The organism is Duganella sp. SG902 (genome assembly GCF_013376005.1).
Classification (GTDB): Bacteria; Pseudomonadota; Gammaproteobacteria; order Burkholderiales; family Burkholderiaceae_D; genus Rugamonas.
This window is the reverse complement of sequence record NZ_JABMJK010000004.1, coordinates 17,727-37,803: the sequence shown is the minus strand read 5'-3', so window position 1 is coordinate 37,803 and position 20,077 is coordinate 17,727. Positions and strand designations below refer to the sequence as shown.

16 protein-coding genes are annotated in these 20,077 nt (G+C 65.2%); 7 read left to right on the top strand and 9 right to left on the bottom strand.

The genetic code is table 11. The features are described 5' to 3' along the window. Nucleotides 1–18: 18 nt before the first annotated feature. On the top strand, nucleotides 19–1,227 hold the full coding sequence (locus tag FHW83_RS09520) for an SGNH/GDSL hydrolase family protein (RefSeq protein ID WP_176646124.1): 1,209 nt from the start codon (nucleotides 19–21) through the stop codon (nucleotides 1,225–1,227). Here the strand turns inward: FHW83_RS09520 and dxs are convergent. The 3 genes from dxs to FHW83_RS09505 are packed head-to-tail and all read right to left on the bottom strand — an operon-like array spanning nucleotide 1,214 to nucleotide 4,230. After that, nucleotides 1,214–3,085: a 1-deoxy-D-xylulose-5-phosphate synthase gene (dxs, locus tag FHW83_RS09515; RefSeq protein WP_176646123.1), complete on the bottom strand. Its 1,872-nt coding sequence runs from the start codon at nucleotides 3,083–3,085 to the stop codon at nucleotides 1,214–1,216. The two genes, FHW83_RS09520 and dxs, sit on opposite strands and share 14 nt — an antisense overlap. Next, nucleotides 3,086–3,976, bottom strand: coding sequence for a polyprenyl synthetase family protein (locus FHW83_RS09510; protein ID WP_176646122.1), 891 nt, complete (start codon nucleotides 3,974–3,976; stop codon nucleotides 3,086–3,088). Next, entirely contained in the window at nucleotides 3,973–4,230 is a 258-nt protein-coding gene (locus FHW83_RS09505; protein ID WP_176646121.1) for an exodeoxyribonuclease VII small subunit, read from the bottom strand. The genes FHW83_RS09510 and FHW83_RS09505 overlap by 4 nt, the downstream gene beginning before the upstream one ends. A gap of 312 nt (nucleotides 4,231–4,542) precedes the next feature. Between FHW83_RS09505 and FHW83_RS09500 the strand changes: the two genes are divergently transcribed. Genes FHW83_RS09500 through FHW83_RS09490 form a run of 3 tightly spaced genes read left to right on the top strand, consistent with a single transcriptional unit; the run spans nucleotide 4,543 to nucleotide 7,440 of the window. Continuing rightward, nucleotides 4,543–5,643, top strand: a complete 1,101-nt coding sequence (locus FHW83_RS09500) for an aromatic ring-hydroxylating dioxygenase subunit alpha (protein WP_176646120.1) — start codon at nucleotides 4,543–4,545, stop codon at nucleotides 5,641–5,643. A 9-nt stretch (nucleotides 5,644–5,652) separates the two neighbouring features. Next, on the top strand, nucleotides 5,653–6,576 hold the full coding sequence (locus FHW83_RS09495) for a DMT family transporter (protein ID WP_176646119.1): 924 nt from the start codon (nucleotides 5,653–5,655) through the stop codon (nucleotides 6,574–6,576). Nucleotides 6,577–6,585: 9 nt separating this feature from the next. Next, nucleotides 6,586–7,440 (top strand): sulfurtransferase, encoded by an 855-nt coding sequence (locus FHW83_RS09490; RefSeq protein WP_176646118.1) that lies wholly within the window; start codon nucleotides 6,586–6,588, stop codon nucleotides 7,438–7,440. A gap of 100 nt (nucleotides 7,441–7,540) precedes the next feature. Here the strand turns inward: FHW83_RS09490 and FHW83_RS09485 are convergent, their stop codons facing one another. From FHW83_RS09485 to polA, 3 genes are all read right to left on the bottom strand, one after another. Further along, nucleotides 7,541–8,293, bottom strand: coding sequence for a ZIP family metal transporter (locus tag FHW83_RS09485; RefSeq protein ID WP_176646584.1), 753 nt, complete (start codon nucleotides 8,291–8,293; stop codon nucleotides 7,541–7,543). Between the two features lie 78 nt (nucleotides 8,294–8,371). Then, nucleotides 8,372–9,253, bottom strand: a complete 882-nt coding sequence (locus FHW83_RS09480) for a dienelactone hydrolase family protein (RefSeq protein WP_176646117.1) — start codon at nucleotides 9,251–9,253, stop codon at nucleotides 8,372–8,374. 88 nt (nucleotides 9,254–9,341) lie between these two features. Further along, entirely contained in the window at nucleotides 9,342–12,107 is a 2,766-nt protein-coding gene (polA, locus tag FHW83_RS09475) for a DNA polymerase I (protein ID WP_176646116.1), read from the bottom strand. Between the two features lie 108 nt (nucleotides 12,108–12,215). On the opposite strand from polA, the gene FHW83_RS09470 reads away from it, so the two are divergent. The 3 genes from FHW83_RS09470 to FHW83_RS09460 are packed head-to-tail and all read left to right on the top strand — an operon-like array spanning nucleotide 12,216 to nucleotide 14,371. Then, nucleotides 12,216–12,620, top strand: coding sequence for a hypothetical protein (locus FHW83_RS09470; RefSeq protein WP_176646115.1), 405 nt, complete (start codon nucleotides 12,216–12,218; stop codon nucleotides 12,618–12,620). Nucleotides 12,621–12,647: 27 nt separating this feature from the next. Next, entirely contained in the window at nucleotides 12,648–13,604 is a 957-nt protein-coding gene (locus FHW83_RS09465) for a homoserine kinase (protein WP_176646114.1), read from the top strand. Continuing rightward, nucleotides 13,604–14,371, top strand: coding sequence for a BPSS1780 family membrane protein (locus FHW83_RS09460; protein ID WP_176646113.1), 768 nt, complete (start codon nucleotides 13,604–13,606; stop codon nucleotides 14,369–14,371). Before FHW83_RS09465 ends, FHW83_RS09460 begins: the two co-directional genes overlap by 1 nt. A 50-nt stretch (nucleotides 14,372–14,421) precedes the next feature. Here FHW83_RS09460 and FHW83_RS09455 read toward each other — a convergent pair whose 3' ends face one another. The 3 genes from FHW83_RS09455 to FHW83_RS09445 form a co-directional block, all read right to left on the bottom strand. Then, nucleotides 14,422–16,716: a UvrD-helicase domain-containing protein gene (locus FHW83_RS09455; protein ID WP_176646112.1), complete on the bottom strand. Its 2,295-nt coding sequence runs from the start codon at nucleotides 16,714–16,716 to the stop codon at nucleotides 14,422–14,424. Nucleotides 16,717–16,887: 171 nt separating this feature from the next. Continuing rightward, entirely contained in the window at nucleotides 16,888–18,861 is a 1,974-nt protein-coding gene (locus FHW83_RS09450; RefSeq protein WP_176646111.1) for a M56 family metallopeptidase, read from the bottom strand. 81 nt (nucleotides 18,862–18,942) lie between these two features. Next, on the bottom strand, nucleotides 18,943–20,049 hold the full coding sequence (locus FHW83_RS09445; RefSeq protein WP_176646110.1) for an S-(hydroxymethyl)glutathione dehydrogenase/class III alcohol dehydrogenase: 1,107 nt from the start codon (nucleotides 20,047–20,049) through the stop codon (nucleotides 18,943–18,945). Nucleotides 20,050–20,077 lie beyond the last annotated feature (28 nt).

Sequence of the window (20,077 nt, the reverse complement as noted above, 5' to 3'; positions counted from 1 at the left end):
CACTTCAAGGAGAGCAAGATGACAAGCTATATCGCCGTCGCCGCGCTGGCGGCTGTTTTCGCCGCACCGCTGCACGCGGCGGATAACTGGGTGGCCACGTGGCAGGCCAGTCCGCACGCGGCTTGGGGATCACAGGAATTCGCATTGCCGACCGGCGTGCCAGCCGCGCTGGAGCACCAGACGGTGCGCGAGACGGCACGCATCAGCGTTGGCGGCAGACGCGTGCGGGTGGTGCTGTCGAATCGCTATGGCACTCAGCCCATCACGATAGGCGAAGCGCGCGTCGCCCGCATTCCGGCCGCGGCGAAGGCGGAGGGCGCGGGAATGGCGCTCACTTTCGGCGGGCAACGTCGGACGGTGATACCGGCCGGCGCGCCCTTGGTGAGCGATCCGCTTGAGATGCCGGTGACGGCGCTGGAGAAGCTGGCCGTCAGCGTCTACCTGCCGCGACGCACGCCGCTATCGACCTTCCACTGGGGCGCGCAGCAGACCGGCTACATCGCGAGGGGCAACCACGCCTCCGCCGCAACGCTTCCCGACGCCGAGCCATTACATGGCCGCGCGCTGCTGTCCGGGATCTGGGTCGATGGCGCGCCATCCACCGGCGCCGTTGTGGCGTTTGGCGACTCAATCACCGACGGCAACGGCTCCATGCCCGACGCGGATCGCCGCTGGCCGGACTATCTGGCTGCGCGGATGCCCGGCACCGCGGTCGTCAACGCCGGCATCTCGGGCGCGCGCCTGCTGGGCGACCGCATGGGCGTCAACGCCGCCGCGCGCTTTGAGCTGGATGTGCTGTCCCAACCTGGCGCGCACACCGTCATCATCCTGATGGGCATTAACGACATCGGCTGGCCGCAATCCATCTTCGCGCCGCACGAGCCGCCGATGAGCGCCGACCGCATGATCGCCGCCTACCGCCAACTGATCGCGCAGGCCCGCGCGCGCAAGATGCGCATCATCGGCGCCACGCTGCCGCCCTTCGAAGGCACGCAAATCGACGGGTATTACACGCCCGCCAAGGACGCGCTGCGCCAGCAGGTGAATCAGTGGATCAGGGAGAGTAAGGAATTCGACGCGGTGGCCGACGTGGACGCGCTGCTGCGCGACCCGGAGCGTCCGTCACGCATGCGGCAACGCTACGACAGCGGCGATCACCTGCACCCGGGCGACGCCGGCTACGAGGCAATCGCCGCCGAGGCGGCGCGTGTGATCAGCCGTTATTAACGACCAGCCGCGGCTCGTCGCTGGCAAAGCGCTGTTTGATGGACGCGGTGATGCCGGCGGCGTCCAAGCCAACGCTGGCCAGCAGCTTGGCAGGATCGCCGTGGTCGATGAACTTGTCCGGCAGGCCAAGCATCAGCACCGGCTTGACGATGCCTTCCGCCGCCAGCGCCTCCGCCACGGCGGCACCGGCGCCGCCCATGATGCAGCCCTCTTCCACCGTCACCAAGTAATCGTGATCGGCGGCCAGCTGCTTCACCAGCTCCACGTCCAGCGGCTTCACGAAGCGCATGTTGGCCACGGTCGCGTTCAACGTGTCGCCGGCGGCCACCGACGGCGACACCATCGAACCGAACGCCAGGATCGCGATCTTCTGGCCGCGACGCTTGATCTCGCCCTTGCCGATTTCAATCGACGTCAGTTCTTTCGAAATCGCCGCGCCGACGCCGGCGCCACGCGGATAGCGGATCGCCGCCGGGCCGTTGTAGTGATAGCCGGTGGTCAGCATCTGACGGCATTCATTCTCGTCCGAGGCCGCCATCACCACCATGTTCGGGATGCAGCGCAGGTAAGCCAGATCGTAATTGCCGGCGTGGGTGGCGCCATCCGCGCCCACCAGGCCCGCGCGGTCCAGCGCGAACGTCACGTCCAGGTTCTGCAGCGCCACGTCGTGAATCAGCTGATCGTAGGCGCGCTGCAGGAAGGTCGAATAAATCGCCACCACCGGCTTCAAGCCTTCGCACGCCAGGCCGGCGCCGAAGGTCACCGAGTGCTGCTCGGCGATGCCGACGTCGAAATAGCGATCCGGATATTCCTGGTCGAAGCGCACCATGCCCGAACCCTCGCGCATGGCCGGCGTGATGCCGACCAGCTTCTTGTCGGCGGCGGCCATGTCGCACAGCCAGTCGCCAAACACCTCGGTGTAGGTCTTCTTCGATGGCGCGGCGGCGGGCTTGATGCCTTCCGCCGGATTGAACTTGCCGGTGCCGTGGTACAGGATAGGCTCGGCCTCGGCCAGCTTGTAGCCCTGGCCCTTCTTGGTGACCACGTGCAGGAACTGCGGCCCCTTCAGCTGCTTGATGTTCTGCAGCGTCGGAATCAGCGAATTCAGATCGTGGCCGTCGATCGGGCCGATGTAGTTAAAGCCGAATTCCTCGAACATCGTGGCCGGCACCACCATGCCCTTGGCGTGTTCTTCCAGCTTCTTCGCCAGCTCCAGCACGGGGCCGGGCAGGACCGACTTGCCGACGTTCTTGGCGGCGGCGTAGAACTGGCCAGACATCAGGCGCGCCAGGTAGCGATTCAGCGCGCCCACCGGCGGCGAGATCGACATATCGTTATCGTTCAGGATCACCAGCAGGTTGACGTCGTCCTGCACACCGGCGTTGTTCAGCGCCTCGAACGCCATGCCGGCCGTCATCGAGCCGTCGCCGATCACCGCGATCGCGTGGCGATGCTCGCCCTTGATCTTGGCCGCCTGCGCCATGCCCAGCGCCGCCGAAATCGAGGTCGAGGAGTGCGCGGTGCCGAAGGTGTCGTACTCGGATTCGTCGCGCTTCGGGAAGCCCGAAATGCCGCCCAGCTGGCGCAGCGTCGACATCTTGTCGCGGCGGCCGGTCAGGATCTTGTGCGAATAGGTCTGGTGTCCCACGTCCCAGACGATGCGGTCGTGCGGCGTGTTGAACACGTAATGCAGCGCCACCGTCAGCTCCACCGTGCCCAGGTTGGACGACAGGTGGCCGCCGGTCTTGGACACGGAATCGAGCAGGTAGGCGCGCAGTTCATGCGCCAGCGGCGTCAATTGGCTGTACGGCAGTTTGCGTACATCGGCCGGGGAATCTATTTTTTCGAGCAAGTTCATTTAAGCCTTCCGCTGCACGATCAAATCCGCGAGTTCGCGTAATCGCAGAGCTTTTTCTCCAAACGGCGCGAGCGCTGCGTGCGCGTCGAGCCGCAATTTTTCCGCCAGCGCGCGCGATGGCTCCAGACCCAGGATGGAAACGTAGGTCGGCTTGTTATCGGCGGCGTCCTTGCCGGCGGTCTTGCCCAGCGTGGCCGAATCGGCCGTCGCGTCGAGCACATCGTCCACCACCTGGAACGCCAGGCCGATGGCGCGCGCATAGACGTTCAGCGCGTTCAACTCCTCGTCGGCCAGATCCTTGCCGGCCAGGGCGCCCAGCACCACGGACGCGCGCAGCAAGGCGCCGGTTTTGAGCTGGTGCATCCGCTCCAGCTGCTCCAGCGTCAGGCTGACGCCGACGCTGTCCAGATCGATGGCCTGGCCGCCGCACATGCCGGCCGAGCCGGAGGCGTGCGCCAGCAGGCGCAGCATCGCCACCAGCCGCGTCGGCGACACGGCCGCGGCCTCCGACAGCACCAGGAAGGCCTGCGATTGCAGCGCGTCGCCGACCAGCAGCGCGGTCGCCTCGTCGTAGGCCACGTGCACCGTCGGCTTGCCGCGGCGCAGTTCATCGTCGTCCATGCACGGCATGTCGTCGTGCACCAGCGAATAGGCGTGGATCATCTCCACCGCCGCCGCCGCGCGGCTCAGGGTCTCGGCGTCGGCGCCGAACAGGGCGCCGGCCGCGTACACCAGCAGCGGGCGCACCCGCTTGCCGCCGCCGAGCAGCGCGTAGCGCATCGCTTCATGCAGCTTGGCGGGGATCACATCGGCGGCGGGCAGGTAGGCGGACAGATCGTTTTCCGAGCGGGCCTGCACGGTTTTCATCCAGTCGTCGAAAGCGGGGTTCATTGTTCGCCCTCGCCGGTGGCGACGAAGGGCCTGAGCATCTCGCCTTCCAGCACCTTGACTTGCGACTCCACCTTTTCCAGCTGGGCGGCGCAGAACTTCACCAGCTCCGAGCCGCGCGCGTAGGCGGCGACCGAGGCTTCCAGCGGCAGTTGGCCTGCCTCCATTTGTGCAACCAGCTGTGCCAGTTCCGCCATCGCTTCTTCGAACGAAGCGGGAGCGGCGGCGGTCGCGTCGGCGGTTAATTTCTTAGACATAGGTCACTCAGTTATCTTAGCCCGATATTTTAGAACAAACCACCTTATCCGGTGGAACATTAGCGGCCAACAGTGGATTTTATCGCAATCCGGGGTCAGGTCCTCCATTTCTACACGGGCTCTACCGTAGCGGCCGCTACGGTAGAGTCCGTGTAGAAATGGAGGACCTGACCCCGGATTGACCCCGAATTGCTGAAAAGACGGTATAATCGCCGGTTCTGTCCTAAATACCACCTCAACGCATAAGAATGCGGGTCGTCTTTACGGATTCTGTCTCTTCTTGGTTTGAAATTTTAATTAAGGGGGGTTTGGATGTCCGATCTGGGTACCCACGCCAAGCTAGCGCGGCCAACCGCGCAACTTCCGGTTAACGTCTATTTCGACGAAGCGCTACTGCAGCGCGAAATGCAGCAACTCTTCCAGCCCGGGCCGCGCTACGTCGGACACGAGCTGATGGTGCCGAATGTTGGCGACTTTGCAACCCTGGCCGCCGAGAACGAAGGCCGCATGCTGGTCCGCAACGCCAACGGGCTGGAGCTGTTGTCCAACGTCTGCCGCCACCGCCAGGCGTTGATGTTCAATGGCCGCGGCAACGCCAACAACATTGTCTGCCCCCTGCACCGCTGGACCTATGACCTCAAGGGTGAACTGATCGGCGCGCCGCACTTCCCCGAGACGCCCTGCCTGAACCTGCCCAAGACCCGGCTGCAAAGCTGGAACGGCCTGCTGTTCGAGCAAAACGGCTACAACGTCATGCAGGAGCTGAACAACCTGTCCGTGACCAAGGACCTGGATTTCAGCGGCTACATGCTGGACCACGTGGAAGTGCACGACTGCGACTACAACTGGAAGACCTTCATCGAGGTCTACCTGGAGGATTATCACGTCGAGCCCTTCCACCCTGGCCTGGGCAGCTTCGTCACCTGCGACGACCTGCGCTGGGAGTTCGGCCGCGAGTACAGCGTGCAGACCGTGGGCGTGCACAAGGGCCTGAAGAAGTCCGGCTCGGAAGTCTACAAGCACTGGCAGGAGCAGGTGCTCAAGTTCCGCGGCGGCGAACCGCCGCCCTACGGCGCCATCTGGCTGACCCTGTACCCGAACATCATGGTCGAGTGGTATCCGCACGTGCTGGTGGTGTCGACCCTGTGGCCGGAAGGTCCGCAGCGCACCAGGAACGTGGTGGAGTTCTACTATCCGGAAGAAATCGTGCTGTTCGAGCGCGAGTTCATCGAGGCCGAACGCGCGGCCTACATGGAAACCTGCATCGAGGACGATGAGATCGGCCAGCGCATGGACGCCGGCCGCAGGGCCCTGATGGCGCGCGGCGAGACGGACGGCGGGCCGTATCAGTCGCCGATGGAGGACGGCATGCAGCACTTCCACGAATGGTATCAACGCAAGATGGGTTTATAAGGTTTCACGATGCAGTCACTCTGGATGTTGTTCGCGAGTTTTATGTTTGCCGTCATGGGCGTGTGCGTGAAACTGGCCTCGGTTGAATTCTCAACATCCGAATTGGTCTTGTACCGGGGCGTGGTCGGCGTGATCACCCTCGGCGCCATCATCAAGCTGTCCGGCGAAACCTTCCGCACCACCATGCCCGGCGCCCACCTGTGGCGCGGCATCATCGGCGTGATCTCCCTGTGGCTGTGGTACTACTCGATCGGCCAGCTGCCGCTGGCCACCGCCATGACCCTCAACTACATGTCGCCGATCTGGATCGCCGCCTGGCTGTTCGCCATGGGCTGGTGGCATTCCCGCAACGACGTCAAATGGCCGCTGATGCTGGCGGTCGGGCTGAGTTTTGTCGGCGTCACGCTGCTGCTGCGGCCGGCCTTCCACGCCAACCAGCTGACGCCGGCGCTGATCGCGCTGGGCTCGAGCATGATCACCGCCACCGCCTACATGCAGGTCCGCAAGATGGGCCTGGCCGGCGAGCCGGAAAACCGCGTGGTGTTCTATTTCACCGTGATGAACCTGCTGGCCGGCGTCGTCGGCGTGTTGATCGGCGGCGGCGCCGACGGGCCGCAATTCCATCCAGTCACCACCTGGCGCAGCGGCCTGCTGCTGCTGGCCATCGGCGTGTGCGCCACCAGCGCGCAGATCGCCATGACGCGCGCCTACCGCCTGGGCAACACGCTGGTGGTGGCCAACCTGCAGTACACCGGCATCGTGTTCTCCAGCGCCTGGGGCGTGTTCATCTTCGACGACGTGTTCGACTGGCACAGCTGGGCCGGCATCGGCATCATTCTCGCGTCGGGCATGGCCGCGACGTTCTACAATACCCGCAACACCGAACGCGGTAAGGCCATCGCCTCCACCGATCCCATCGCCAGCGAAGTATAAGGACTCTCCATGCACACTACCCTGATCGACGCCGTCACCCTGTCCCAGCACCTGGACGATCCGAAGTGGGTCATCCTCGATTGCCGCCACGATTTGATGAATCCGGACGCGGGGCGCGACAGCTTCGCCATCGGCCACATCGCCGGCGCGCAGTTCGCCAACGTGGACACCGACCTGTCGGGCGCCAAGGTGGGGGCGGACGGCAAGTTCCGCGGCCGCCACCCGCTGCCGGAGCGCGCGGTCCTGATCGCCACCCTGCGCGCCTGGGGCATCGACGACGACACCCAGGTGGTGGCCTACGACGCCCATGGCGGCATGTTCGCGGCGCGCCTGTGGTGGCTGCTGCGCTGGGTGGGACATCCGGCGGTGGCGGTGCTCGATGGCGGCCTGGTGGCGTGGCAGGCGGCCGGCCAGGCCATGGTGACGCGCTTCGCGGTGCGCGCGCCCGGCAACATCAGCGACAAGCCGTCGCTGGTGGCCACGGTGTCGGTGGACGAGGTGGTGGCCAACCTGTCGACCCAGGCGCGCACCGTGGTGGACGCGCGCGCCAACGACCGCTATCGCGGCGAGAACGAAACCATCGACCCGGTCGGGGGCCACATCCCCGGCGCCAAGAACCGCTTCTTCAAGGACAACCTGACCGCCGAGGGCCGCTTCAAGGACGCCGCGCAGCTGAAGGCGGAGTTCGCGCCGCTGTTCGCCGATCCGGCGCAGGCCATCATGCAATGCGGCTCCGGCGTCACCGCCTGCCACAACCTGCTGGCATTGGAAGTGGCCGGCCTGCCAGGCGCGGCCCTCTACCCCGGCTCGTGGAGCGAGTGGTGCGCGGACCCGGCCCGGCCGGTCGCGACCGGGCCGAACTGAGTCATCGCGTCACACTTAGATCTTGCGCAGGTGCCGGGCCCGGCGCGTCCCCAGCGGGCCGGCGGAAGTATCGTGTGCGCCGAGTTGAGGCGGCGCAGACTCAGTGACGGCCGCCGGTCAGGAACAGGACGATGGCGACGCCGGCGGCGATCAGCAGCACCTGGGGAATGGATTCGCGCAGCGTGGCGCGGCGCTGCATTTGCGGCATCAGGTCGCTGACGGCGATGTAGATGAAGCCGGACGAGGCAAACACCAGCACGTAGGGAATCAGGCTGCTGGCGCGGTCCAGCGTGTAGTAGCCAAGCAGGCCGCCGGCGATCGCCAGCAGGCTGCACAGCAGGTTGTAGACGTAGGCCCGCGTGCGCGAGAAGCCGGCGTTCAGCAGCACGATGAAGTCGCCGATCTCCTGCGGGATCTCGTGGGCGATGATGGCCAGCCCGGTCACCAGCCCCAGCTCGGGATTGGCCAGGAAGGCGGCCGCGATCAGGATGCCGTCGGTGAAGTTGTGCATGCCGTCGCCCACCAGGATCATCCAGCCGGCCTTGCCGGCCTCGCGCTTGTCGTGGCCGTGGTGATGGTGGTGGCCGTCATGCTCGTGATGATGCGAATGACGCAGGATGGCCAGTTTTTCAAGCAGGAAGAAGGCCAGCAAACCGCCCAGCAGGGTGGCGAACAGGCTGCGCGCGCTGGCCTGCGATTCGAACGCTTCCGGCAGGGCGTGCAGCAAAGAGGTCGACAACATGATGCCGACCGACAGACTGACCATGCGCTCCACCACCTTGGACAGCAGCGTAAACGAGAACACGGCCGCCGCAGTGATGCTCACTACGCCAGCCAGTGTGGTCGCCAGGATGATGGAAACGAGTACGGGATCGATGTTATAGCCTCTGGTACTGAAACCGGCCCCACAGGCCGGGCCGTTATTGTACCCTCAAATGACATTGTGTTGCATTAGCCAGGCCAAAGCCCGGCGCCAGCCATCGCGCGCGTCGGCCTCGACGTAGCTTGGGCGGTAGTCGGCATGGAAGGCGTGGCCGGAGTTTGGGTAGAGCACAATCTGGGATTTGCTCGGCCCGAGCGCCAGCGCCGCCTCCATGGCCGCCACCGTATCGAGCGGGATGCCGGTGTCCTTGGCGCCGTACAGGCCGAGGACCGGCGCCTTCAGAGTGCCAGCAACATCGATAGGGTGCCTGGGAAAGTTGGCGTTGACGTCGCCCTTCAGGCGTCCGTACCACGCCACCCCGGCCTTGATGGCAGGATTATGCGCCGCATACAGCCAGGTGATGCGGCCGCCCCAGCAGAAACCGGTGATGGCGATCTTGTCGCCATTGCCGCCGTTGGCCCTGGCCCAGGCCACCACCGCGTCGAGGTCGGCGAACACCTGCGCGTCCGGGGTCTTGGAGATGATGTCGCGCTGCAGGTCGGCGATCGAGGCCACCTTGGTCGGGTCGCCCTGGCGGATGAACAGGTCGGGCGCCAGCGCCAGGTAGCCCTGCTTGGCGAAGCGGCGGGCCACGTCGGCAATGTGCTCGTGCACGCCGAAGATTTCCGAAATCACCAAGATCACCGGCAGGTTGGTCTTGCCTTCCGGCTGGGCGCGGTAGACCGGCACGTCCTGGCCGTTGACCTGGATGGTGATGGTGCCGGCGGTGAGGCCGGCGGTGTCGGTCTTGATGACGTTCTGCGCGGCCACCGGCAGGGTGGCGGCCGCAAAGCCGGTGCCCAGGGCTGTCTTGAGGAAGTCGCGGCGGTCTACGCCGTCCGACAGCGATTTGCCCAATAAACTCTCCGCATCCCGCATCAAATCATTCATCCATCACCTCCGCGATAAATAACGTCGCTCCCGCGCAGGCGGGAGCCCATACTCGGCATGGATCCCCGCCTGCGCGGGGACGACAGGTTTAGTGTGCTTGATCCCAATTCGCGCCGACGCCGACCTCGGCGATCAGCGGCACCTTCAATTTCGCCACGCCGGCCATCAGCTCCGGCAGTTTTCGCTTGATCAGCTCCAGCTCGGCGTCCGGCACCTCCAGCACCAGCTCGTCGTGCACCTGCATGATCATGCGCGTGCCCAGCTTTTCAGCCTCCAGCCAGTCCTGCACCGCGATCATGGCCAGCTTGATCAGGTCGGCCGCCGTGCCCTGCATCGGCGCGTTGATCGCCGCCCGCTCGGCGCCCTGGCGGCGCGGGCCGTTGGGCGAGTTGATCTCGGGCAGCCACAGGCGGCGGCCGAACACGGTTTCCACGTAGCCGCGCGCCTTGGCCTGCAGGCGGGTGTCGTCCATGTACTGCTTCACGCCCGAGAAGCGCGCGAAGTAGCGCTCGATATAGCTTTGCGCCGCGCCGCGCTCGATGCCGAGGTTGCTCGCCAGGCCGAACGCGCTCATGCCGTAGATCAGGCCGAAGTTGATCACCTTGGCGTAGCGGCGCTGCTCGCTCTCCACCGCGTCCGGCGCCACACCGAAGATTTCGGCGGCGGTGGCGCGGTGAATGTCCACGCCCTCGGCGAACGCGCGCAGCATGTTCTCGTCCTCCGAGATGTGCGCCATGATGCGCAGCTCGATCTGCGAGTAGTCGGCCGAGACGATGTGCGAACCGGCCGGCGCCACGAACGCTTCGCGGATGCGGCGGCCCTCCTTGGTGCGGATCGGGATGTTCTGCAGGTTGGGGTCGTTGGACGCCAGGCGCCCCGTCACCGCCACCGCCTGCGCGTAGTTGGTGTGCACGCGGCCGGTCTGCTTGTTGATGCCCTTCGGCAGCTTGTCGGTGTAGGTCGATTTCAGCTTGGACAGGCTGCGGTATTCCAGCAGCACTTTCGGCAGCGGGTAATCCTCGGCCAGCTTTTGCAGCACTTCCTCATCGGTCGACGGCGCGCCGCTCGGGGTCTTCTTCACCACCGGCAGTTTCAGCTTCTCGAAGAAGATCTCGCCGATCTGCTTGGGCGAGCCCAGGTTGAAAGGCTGCTCGGCCAGCTCGTGCGCCTTGGCTTCCAGTTCCGCGATGCGCGCGCCCAGCTCGGCCGATTGTTGCTCCAGCAGGGCGGCGTCGATCTGCACGCCGTTGCGCTCGATCTTTTGCAGCACCACGGCGGTCGGCAGCTCGATGTTGCGGTAGATGAAGTTGAGCTTCTCGTCCTGCTCCACCTCGCCGATCATGCTCTGGTGCAGGCGCAGCGTGATGTCGGCGTCCTCGGCCGCGTACTCGGTGGCGCGGTCGATCGCCACCTGGTCGAAGGTGATCATGCTGGCGCCCTTGCCGCACACGTCCGAGAACGGAATCGTGGTGTGGTTCAGGTGGCGCAGCGCCAGCGAATCCATGTCGTGCGAGCGGTGCGATTCGAACACGTACGATTCCAGCAGGGTGTCGTGGTGGATGCCCCGCAGCGTCACGCCGTGGTTGGCGAAGATGTGGCTGTCGTACTTGAGGTTTTGTCCGACCTTGAGCTTGGTGGCGTCCTCCAGCCAGGGCTTGAGCCTGGCCAGCACATGCTCGCGCTCCAGCTGCTCCGGCACGCCCTGGTAGGCGTGCGCGACCGGAATGTAGCACGCCTCGCCGGCCTTGACCGACAGCGAGATGCCGACCAGCTGCGCCGTCATCGGCTCCAGCGAGGTGGTTTCGGTGTCGACGGCGGTCAGCCCGGCGGCGTTGATGCGTTCGATCCACTTGTCCAGCTGTTCCTCGGTGCTGACCGTTTCGTAGGTGGCCACCACCGGTTCGGCGAACAGGTCGCCGTTGACCGACGCCGCGCCGCCGACCGGCGCATCCAGCGACACCTTGACGGTGGCGGCCGGGCCGCCGGTGGCCGCGGCCGCACCGAGCTCGCGCAGCAGCGTCTTGAAGCCGTACTTGCTGAAGAAGTCCAGCAGCGCCGGCTTGTCTTCCTCGCGCGCGACCAGCGATTCGGTGATCGACACCATGTGGCCGGACAGGTCGCAATCGAGTTTCACCGTGATCAGCTCGCGGCCCTTCGGCAGCCATTCCAGCGCGTCGCGCAGGTTCTGGCCGACGGCGCCGCTGATGTTGGCGGCGTTGGCGATCACGCCGTCCAGCGAGTCGTACTGGGTCAGCCACTTGAGCGCGGTTTTCGGGCCGCACTTGCTCACGCCCGGCACGTTGTCGACGGTGTCGCCGATCAGGGTCAGGTAGTCGATGATGCGGTTCGGCGGCACGCCGAACTTGGCCAGCACGCCGGCCTCGTCCATTTTCTCGTTGGTCATGGTGTTGATCAGCATGACCTTGTCGTTGACCAGCTGCGCCAGGTCCTTGTCGCCGGTCGACACCACCACGTTCATGCCGGCCTTGGCGGCCTGGGCCGACAGCGTACCGATCACGTCGTCCGCCTCCACCCCCTCCACCATCAGGATAGGCCAGCCCATGGCCCTCACCGCCTCGTGGATGGGCTCGATCTGCAGGCGCAGGTCGTCCGGCATCGCGGCGCGCGTGGCCTTGTACTCCGGATACATGTCATCACGGAAAGTTTTGCCCTTGGCGTCGAACACGCAGGCGATGTAGGCGGCCGGGTAATCGGCGCGCAGGCGGCGCAGCATGTTGACCATGCCGTGCATGGCGCCGGTCGGGTGGCCGTCCGGGCTGCGCAGGTCGGGCAGCGCGTGGAAGGCGCGGTAAAGGTAGCTGGAGCCGTCGACTAACAACAGGGTATTTTGCATAGGTGCTATATGAGGATGCTGACGCGTGAATGCAACATTATCGCAGGTGTTACAATGGATCATACACAAAAAATTCCAAAGCTTTTTCTCTGCTAAAGGCGGTCCATCATGAAGCGCATTCCACTCCTCCTCCTGACGCTGGTCGCCCACGCGGCGTTCGCCCAGTCGACCCCGAGCCAGGCGCCGCCCAAGCTGGAGAAAATCGAGGAAATCGCCGATGATCCGATCACCGTCACCGCCAAACCCGGCGCGGAAGGCAAAATCACCGAACGCCGCGACAACAGCGGCAATGTCGTCGAAGCAACCGTCAAAAGCGGTCCCAGCACCTACACCCTGCGTCCCAACCACCCGGTCGGCACCGCCCTGCCCGGCGACGCCATGAGCGGCAACAACCGCGGCCCGCAGTGGACCGTGCTGGAATTCGACATCGGCAAGAAGAAAAAGAAAACCCCGGAGGAAGAGGCCACGCAGGACAACAACGCGCCGCCACCGCCGCCGCCCACCGTCAACTAACCAGAACCGAACTCTTTACACTTTCACATGGCAGTCTTTACCCCGGTATCGCTGGAGGATGTCACCCAGTGGATCACCCAATTCCCGCTCGGCAAGGCGCTCGGGCTCAAAGGCATCAGTTCCGGCATCGAGAACAGCAACTTTTTCCTGACGACCGAGCGCGGCGAGTACGTGCTCACCATCTTCGAGAACCTGTCGTTTGAACAACTGCCGTTTTACCTCAACCTGATGCGCCACCTGGCCGATCGCGGCGTGCTGGTGCCGGCGCCGATCGCCAACGACAAGGGCGAGCTGATCACCGCGCTGCACGGCAAGCCGGCCTCCATCGTCACCAAGCTCGAAGGCAGCTCGCAGCTGGACCCGCAACCGGCGCACTGCGCCGAGGTGGGCGCCATGCTGGCGCGCATGCACCTGGCAGGCCTCGACTACAAGCTGCGGCAGCCCAACCTGCGCGGCCTGGAATGGTGGCACGAGACCACGCCGCTGGTGCTGCCGTACATTCCGGAAGACAAGGCCCAGCTGCTCAAGTCCGAGGTGCACTACCAGGAAACCTTCGCCGCCTGCGAGCACTACAAGCAGCTGCAGGTGGGTCCGGTGCACGCCGACCTGTTCCGCAACAACGTGATGTTTGACGGCGAGCGCCTGACCGGCTTCTTCGACTTCTACTTCGCCGGCTGCGACACCTGGCTGTTCGACGTGGCCGTCACCGTCAACGACTGGTGCATCGACCTCGACACCGGCGTGCTGGACCAGGCGCGCGTGCGCGCCATGCTGGACGCCTACCACGCCGTGCGCCCGTTCACCGAGGCGGAGCAACACGCCTGGCAGACCATGCTGCGCGCCGGCGCGCTGCGCTTCTGGCTGTCGCGCCTGTACGATTTCTACCGCCCGCGCGAGGCCGAAATGCTGACCCCGCACGACCCCACCCACTTCGAGCGCATCCTGCGCGAGCGCATCGCCACGCCGGCGCCGGGGCTGTTCTGATGAGCAAGCTTCCCGCGCGCGCAGGCTGGCACTGGGTCAAGCAGGGCTTCGCGGTGTTCCGCAAGCAGCCCGGCGCCCTGATGGCCATCCTGTTCAGCTGCATGTTCGTGTCGCTGCTGTCCTCGATCCTGCCGCTGGTGGGGGTGTTGCTGCCGGCCTTGCTGGCGCCCTTGTTCAGCGTGGCCCTGCTGCAGGGCTGCGCCGACATCGACAGCGGCAAGCGGGCCTTGCCGAATCTGCTGCTGGCCGGTTTCAAGTCGGCGCAGCGCAATCCGCTGCTCAAGCTGGGGGTGGTGTACGCGGTGGTGCTGCAACTGGCGCTGATCGTGCTTCACCTGCTGGGCTCGGACGCCATCAGCCAGATCAACGAGAGCCCGGGCAAGCTGGACCCCAAGCTGCTCGACAGCATGCGCGGCGCGGTGTTCGCCTCCACCCTGATCTACATGGGCGGCTGGACGCTGACCTGCCTGGCGGCGCCGCTGATCCACTGGCAGAAGATGGCGCTGGGCAAGGCGTTATTCTTCAGCGTGATGACGGTGCTGCGCCAGTTCAAGGCGTTCGCCACCATGATGGTGTCGCTGTACCTGATCTGCCAGTTGCTGGGCGTAATCCCGCTGCTGCTTTTCGGTTCGCCACAACTGGCGTTTGCCGCCGTGTTCAGCATCATCCTGATGCTGGTGGTGGTGATGCACTGCAGCCTGTACGCGGCCTACCGCCAGCTGTTCGGCCCGCCGTCGGACACACCGACGACGGTCGAGCACCCCTAGCGTCGTTCCCGCGCAGGCGGGAACCCATGGAACGCCCGCACGGGCCGCAGCTACAGCCGCTCCAGCTTGGCGATACTCAGGTCCAGCACCTTCATGCCTGAGCTGCCAAAGTTGATTTGTGCGCGAGCGTTGTTGCCGCTGCCCTCGATGTTGACAATCACGCCCTCGCCGAATTTGGGATGGGCCACCGATTCCCCGATACGCCAGCCGCTGCCGGACGACTTGCTGGCGATCTGTTGCGCCAGCGCCCGGTCCGAACCGACCAGCGGCGCCTCATCCCACGCCGATTTCTTCGCGCCGAACCAGCTCGGCTGCACCTTGGGCGTCAGCCACTTCAGCGCCTCCTCCGGCAACTCGTCAAAGAAGCGCGACTTCATGTTGTAGCGGGTCTGGCCGTGCAGCATGCGCGTCTGCGCAAAGCTCAGGTACAGGCGCTGGCGCGCGCGGGTGATGGCCACGTACATCAGGCGCCGCTCCTCCTCCACGCCATCATGCTCGCGCGAGCTGCTCTCATGCGGGAACAAGCCCTCCTCCAGGCCGGTGATGAAGACATTGTTGAACTCCAAGCCCTTGGCCGAATGCACCGTCATCATCTGCACCGCCTCCTGGCCGATGGTGGCCTGGTTGTCGCCGGCCTCCAGCGAGGCGTGCGACAGGAAGGCCGACAGCGGCGACATCACGGTGGCCAGCGGCGCGTCGGCGTCGAGGATTTCAAACCCATCCTCGTTCACCACCGCCGTGCCGGCCGAGGCCTGCGCCTGCGGCCCCAGGTGCGCGGGCGCGCCCTGGCCGTAACCCTCTTCCGACAGGAACTGGGTGGCGGCGCTGACCAGTTGCTCCAAGTTCTCGATACGGTCGGCGCCTTCCTTTTCGGTGGCGTAGTGGGACAGCAGCGTGGATTGCTCCAGCACCACGCGCACCAGTTCCGGCAGCGACATCTGCTGGGTCTCAAAGCGCGTACCCTCGATCAGCTTGACGAAGCCGGCCAGCGCGGTGCCGGCCTTGCCGGTGACGTAAGGCACGGCCGCGTACAGCGAAATGCCGTACTGGTCGGCGGCCGCCTGCAGCGTCTCGATCGAACGCACGCCGATGCCGCGCGCCGGGAAATTCACCACGCGCAGGAAGGCCGAATCGTTGTGCGGATTGTCCATCAGCTGCAGATAGGCGATCGCGTGCTTGACCTCGGCGCGCTGGAAATAGCGCAGGCCGCCGTACACATGGTACGGAATGCCGGCCGAGAACAGCGCATGCTCGATCACGCGCGATTGGGCGTTCGAGCGGTACAGCACGGCGATTTCGCTGCGCGAGGCGCCGTCGTGGATCAGGTTCTTGGTTTCCTCGATGATCCACGACGCTTCGGACAAGTCCGAATTGGCCTCGTAGACGCGCACCTGCTCGCCGTGGCCGGCGTCGGTGCGCAGGTTCTTGCCCAGGCGCTTGCTGTTATTGGCGATCAGCACGTTGGCGGCGTCCAGGATGTGGCCGTGCGAGCGGTAGTTCTGCTCCAGCTTGATCAGGTTGCGGACGTTGAACTCGCGCTCGAAGGCGCTCATATTGCCGACGTTGGCGCCGCGGAAGGCGTAGATCGACTGGTCATCGTCGCCGACGGCGAACAGCGCGCCGCCATTCTGGCCGCCGTGGCCGGCCATCAGCTTCAGCCACTTGTATTGCAGGTCGTTGGTGTCCTGGAATTCATCGACCAGGATGTGCTGGAAGCGCTGCTGGTAATGTTCGCGCAGCGGCTGGTTGCGCAGCAGCAGCTCGTAGGTGCGCAGCAGCAGCTCGGCGAAATCCACCACACCCTCGCGCTGGCACTGGTCATCGTAGAGCTGGTACAGCTCGACCTTCTTGCGCTCGTCGGCGTTGTACGGCTCGATATCGTGCGCGCGCAGGCCCTGGTCCTTGGCGCCATTGATGAAATACATCACATCCTTGGGCGGGAACTTCTCATCGTCGACGTTCTGCGCTTTCAGCAGGCGCTTGATTGCGGACAGCTGATCTTGCGTGTCGAGGATCTGGAACGTTTGCGGCAGCGCGGCGTCGCGGTGGTGGGTGCGCAGCAGGCGGTTGCACAGCCCGTGGAAGGTGCCGATCCACATGCCGCGCGTATTGATCGGCAACATGGCGGACAAACGCGTCAGCATTTCCTTGGCGGCCTTGTTGGTGAAGGTCACCGCCAGGATGCCGGAAGGCGACACCTGGCCGGTCTGGATCAGCCAGGCGATACGGGTGGTCAGGACACGGGTTTTGCCGGAGCCGGCGCCCGCCAGGATCAGGCCGCTCTGGGCGGGCAGGGTGACAGCGGCAAGTTGCTCGTCGTTGAGATTGTGAAGAAGATTTTGCATCCCATGATTATACCGGCACTACCTCCGGGGTCAGGTCCTCCATTTCTACACGAGCCCAGCAGTAGGCACGCCTAATGCTGGGCTCGTGTAGAAATGGAGGACCTGACCCCGGAATTCAAGCAACATGTCGGCGTTGCATGGGCCCGGCCTGCGCCGGGATCACGGGTGGACTCAGGCGGAGGGCGCCGGCTGCGCCTTGCCGTTGCGCAGGCTCTCCTGCATCAGCGATTTCATCACGCGCTCGGCCTCGCGCACGGCTTCGGCATGTTTCATATTAAGTTCGCCCATGCGCAGGTTCAGCTCGCCCATCGGACGGCTGGCTTCGGCCATTTTCTGGTTGAGTTCGTTCATCGCGCCATCCTGGCCGTGCAGTTTGCCAACCTTGGCGGCTATCTCGCGCTGGTACTCGGCCATCTTTTTCTGCAGTGGCGCCATCTCCGCCTGCAGGCTGGCCATGGTCTTCTGCAGCTCGCGCACTTTTTCCGGGCTGGCGTCCGGGCCGATCTCGCGTACCGCCAGCTCCATGCGGTGTGCAATTTGTCCCTGCTGACGCGCCAGTTGATCCAGCTGGCGTTGCGGGCCTTGCGCTTCCCGCTCGACCTGGCGCCCGGCGCTCTGCGCGGCGGCGCTCATTTCGTCGCCGATGGCCCGGATGATGTTGCCCTGGGCTTCTATTTTCTTGCCCTGCTCGTCCATCTGGCTGCCGATGCTGTCAACCGGCGCCCAGACGCTGTCGATACGCGCGATGACGGCCGGATCTTGCACCAGATAAGCCTTGTCGCCAGTGCGGAACCAGAGGAAGTCGCCTTTGACCTTGTCGCGCAGCAGCGCTACCTTGCGGATGTCCTTGCTGGTGGCCGAGACCGTCATCGCCTCCTTATTGCTGTGGACGATGGCGTAGCTGTCGCCCTTGTTCGGGCCGTCATTGACGGTCATGTGGTCAAATTTTACGGTCACCGGCTTGGCTGGCGTGGGTGGCACCGGCGGCGCCGCTGGTGCCGCTGGTGCCGCCGGTGCGGCGGGCGCGGCTGGCTCCGGCAAAGCGGGCGGTGCAGGCGGCGCGGCCGGCTCCACCACGGCCGGCGGCGCTGGTGGTTCAGGCGGCTGTGGCGCGGCGTGGGCGTACAGCACCGCGCCGGCCGCCAGCAGGCCGGCCAGCGGCATGGCCATTTTCCAGCTGACCGGTTCTACATCGGGACGCAGCAGGCGTTTGATACGAGACATGAGATTTCCTCCGTGAGCCGCATGGGCTAGTTGTGTAGTGTCGAACTGGAAGCGATCCAGTTGCGACAGGGCTTGCGCCAGCTTGTGCGGCTGGCCGACCATCTCGACTGCCAGGTCGTCGGCGATTTGTTCCCGCTCGATCCGTATCCTGCGCGATATAGCCCAAACACTAGGGTGATAGAACAGCACGATCTCGATCGCGCTTTGTATGAGGTTCACGAAGTAGTCGTGACGCTTGATGTGCGCCAGCTCATGCGCCAGCAGCGCCTCCAGCAGATCGGTCGGCATGCCGGTCACCAGCGCGGCCGGCACCAGCACGATGGGCTTCCAGCAGCCGGCGGTGATCGGGCTGTCGAGCTTGTCCGCCACGCCCAGCCGCACGTGCGCCTCGATGCCAAAGCGGCGCGCCAGCTCGGACAGGCGGCGCTGCCAGTAGGGGTTGGCGCTGTATTCATCCGGCCGCGTGCGGTCGGCAACCCATTTCAGGCCGATCGCCAGCCGCAGCGCCATCAGCGCCGCCCCGGCCAGCCACAGGCCGACGATCCACGGCAACTGCCGGCGCAAGGTGTTCTGCGCGGCGTCCAGGGTGGCGCTGTCGATCAGGCCCCGCGTGGCCGGCGCGAACACGCCCAGCGCGACCGAGCGCTGCCCCTCCGCGCCGCTGATGATGGTGGTGGTGATGCTCTCGGAGCCGGCGCCGGCGGCGCGCGCGTCGGCCAGCTGCAGCAGGATGCCCGACAGCGGCAGCGCCGCGCACAGCAACAGGCCGCCGCAGGCGACGGCATAGCGCGTCTGCGGCCGCGCCTTGCGCAGCACGTGCAGGGCCAGCGTCACCGCCCAGCCGATCAGCAAGCCCTGCCAGACGAAGTGCAGCAGGGCCCAGCCGGTGGCTGGCACTAAAGTAGCGAGTTGTAGTTCCATTGCCGCACTCCCATATGATGGATGTAGAATAAATTATCTAGATTGCGTTGTCTAGAACTTTTTTTCTACATCCGCCCGGGCTTAGTACAGCACGACTGAACGAATCGACTCGCCGCTCTTCATCAGGTCGAAGCCCTGGTTGATGTCGCCCAGCTTGAGGCGGTGGGTGATCAGGTCGTCGATGTTGAGCTTGCCCTCCATGTACCAGTCGACGATCTTCGGCACGTCGGTGCGGCCGCGCGCGCCGCCGAACGCGGAGCCCTTCCATTCGCGCCCGGTCACCAGCTGGAACGGCCGGGTGGAGATTTCCTGCCCCGCCGCCGCCACGCCGATGATGATGGACTTGCCCCAGCCCTTGTGGCAGCACTCCAGCGCCTGGCGCATCAGCGTGGTGTTGCCGACGCACTCGAAGCTGTAGTCGGCGCCGCCGTCGGTGAGCTGGATGATGTGGTCGACCACGTTCTCCACCTCGTTGGGATTGATGAAGTGCGTCATGCCGAACTTGCGCGCCATCGCCTCGCGCGCGGGATTGATGTCGACCCCGATGATCTTGTCCGCGCCCACCATCCGGGCCGCCTGGATCACGTTCAGGCCGATGCCGCCGAGGCCGAACACCACCACGTTGGCGCCCGCCTCCACCTTGGCGGTGAACAGCACCGCGCCGACGCCGGTGGTGACGCCGCAGCCGATGTAGCACACCTTGTCGAACGGCGCGTCGGAACGGATCCTGGCCAGCGCGATTTCCGGCACCACGATGTAGTTGGAGAAGGTGGAGGTGCCCATGTAGTGGAAGATCGGCTTGCCGTCCAGCGAAAAGCGGCTGGTGGCGTCCGGCATCAGGCCCTTGCCCTGGGTGCCGCGTATCGCCTGGCACAGGTTGGTCTTGCGCGACAGGCAGAACTTGCACTGGCGGCACTCCGGCGTGTACAGCGGAATGACGTGGTCATCTTTCTTCAGCGACTTGACGCCGGGCCCCACGTCCACCACCACGCCCGCGCCCTCGTGGCCGAGGATGGCCGGGAAGATCCCCTCCGGATCGGCGCCGGACAGGGTGTAGTAATCGGTGTGGCAAATGCCGGTGGCCTTGATCTCCACCAGCACCTCGCCTTCGCGCGGGCCGCCCAGCTCGATCTCTTCGATCGTCAGGGGCTTGCCCGCCTGCCACGCAACGGCTGCCTTGGTTTTCATGATGCTCCTTTCGCAATGGAGCACCATG

Excerpts from the sequence above, each read along its gene's own strand:
- FHW83_RS09445 (WP_176646110.1), bottom strand. The coding sequence starts at position 20,049 with ATGAAAACCAAGGCAGCCGTTGCGTGGCAGGCGGGCAAGCCCCTGACG.
- FHW83_RS09510 (WP_176646122.1), bottom strand. The coding sequence starts at position 3,976 with ATGAACCCCGCTTTCGACGACTGGATGAAAACCGTGCAGGCCCGCTCG.
- FHW83_RS09470 (WP_176646115.1), top strand. The coding sequence starts at position 12,216 with ATGAAGCGCATTCCACTCCTCCTCCTGACGCTGGTCGCCCACGCGGCG.
- FHW83_RS09465 (WP_176646114.1), top strand. The coding sequence starts at position 12,648 with ATGGCAGTCTTTACCCCGGTATCGCTGGAGGATGTCACCCAGTGGATC.
- FHW83_RS09480 (WP_176646117.1), bottom strand. The coding sequence starts at position 9,253 with ATGAATGATTTGATGCGGGATGCGGAGAGTTTATTGGGCAAATCGCTG.
- FHW83_RS09450 (WP_176646111.1), bottom strand. The coding sequence starts at position 18,861 with ATGGAACTACAACTCGCTACTTTAGTGCCAGCCACCGGCTGGGCCCTG.
- FHW83_RS09495 (WP_176646119.1), top strand. The coding sequence starts at position 5,653 with ATGCAGTCACTCTGGATGTTGTTCGCGAGTTTTATGTTTGCCGTCATG.
- dxs (WP_176646123.1), bottom strand. The coding sequence starts at position 3,085 with ATGAACTTGCTCGAAAAAATAGATTCCCCGGCCGATGTACGCAAACTG.
- FHW83_RS09455 (WP_176646112.1), bottom strand. The coding sequence starts at position 16,716 with ATGCAAAATCTTCTTCACAATCTCAACGACGAGCAACTTGCCGCTGTC.
- FHW83_RS09490 (WP_176646118.1), top strand. The coding sequence starts at position 6,586 with ATGCACACTACCCTGATCGACGCCGTCACCCTGTCCCAGCACCTGGAC.
- FHW83_RS09505 (WP_176646121.1), bottom strand. The coding sequence starts at position 4,230 with ATGTCTAAGAAATTAACCGCCGACGCGACCGCCGCCGCTCCCGCTTCG.
- polA (WP_176646116.1), bottom strand. The coding sequence starts at position 12,107 with ATGCAAAATACCCTGTTGTTAGTCGACGGCTCCAGCTACCTTTACCGC.
- FHW83_RS09500 (WP_176646120.1), top strand. The coding sequence starts at position 4,543 with ATGTCCGATCTGGGTACCCACGCCAAGCTAGCGCGGCCAACCGCGCAA.
- FHW83_RS09520 (WP_176646124.1), top strand. The coding sequence starts at position 19 with ATGACAAGCTATATCGCCGTCGCCGCGCTGGCGGCTGTTTTCGCCGCA.
- FHW83_RS09460 (WP_176646113.1), top strand. The coding sequence starts at position 13,604 with ATGAGCAAGCTTCCCGCGCGCGCAGGCTGGCACTGGGTCAAGCAGGGC.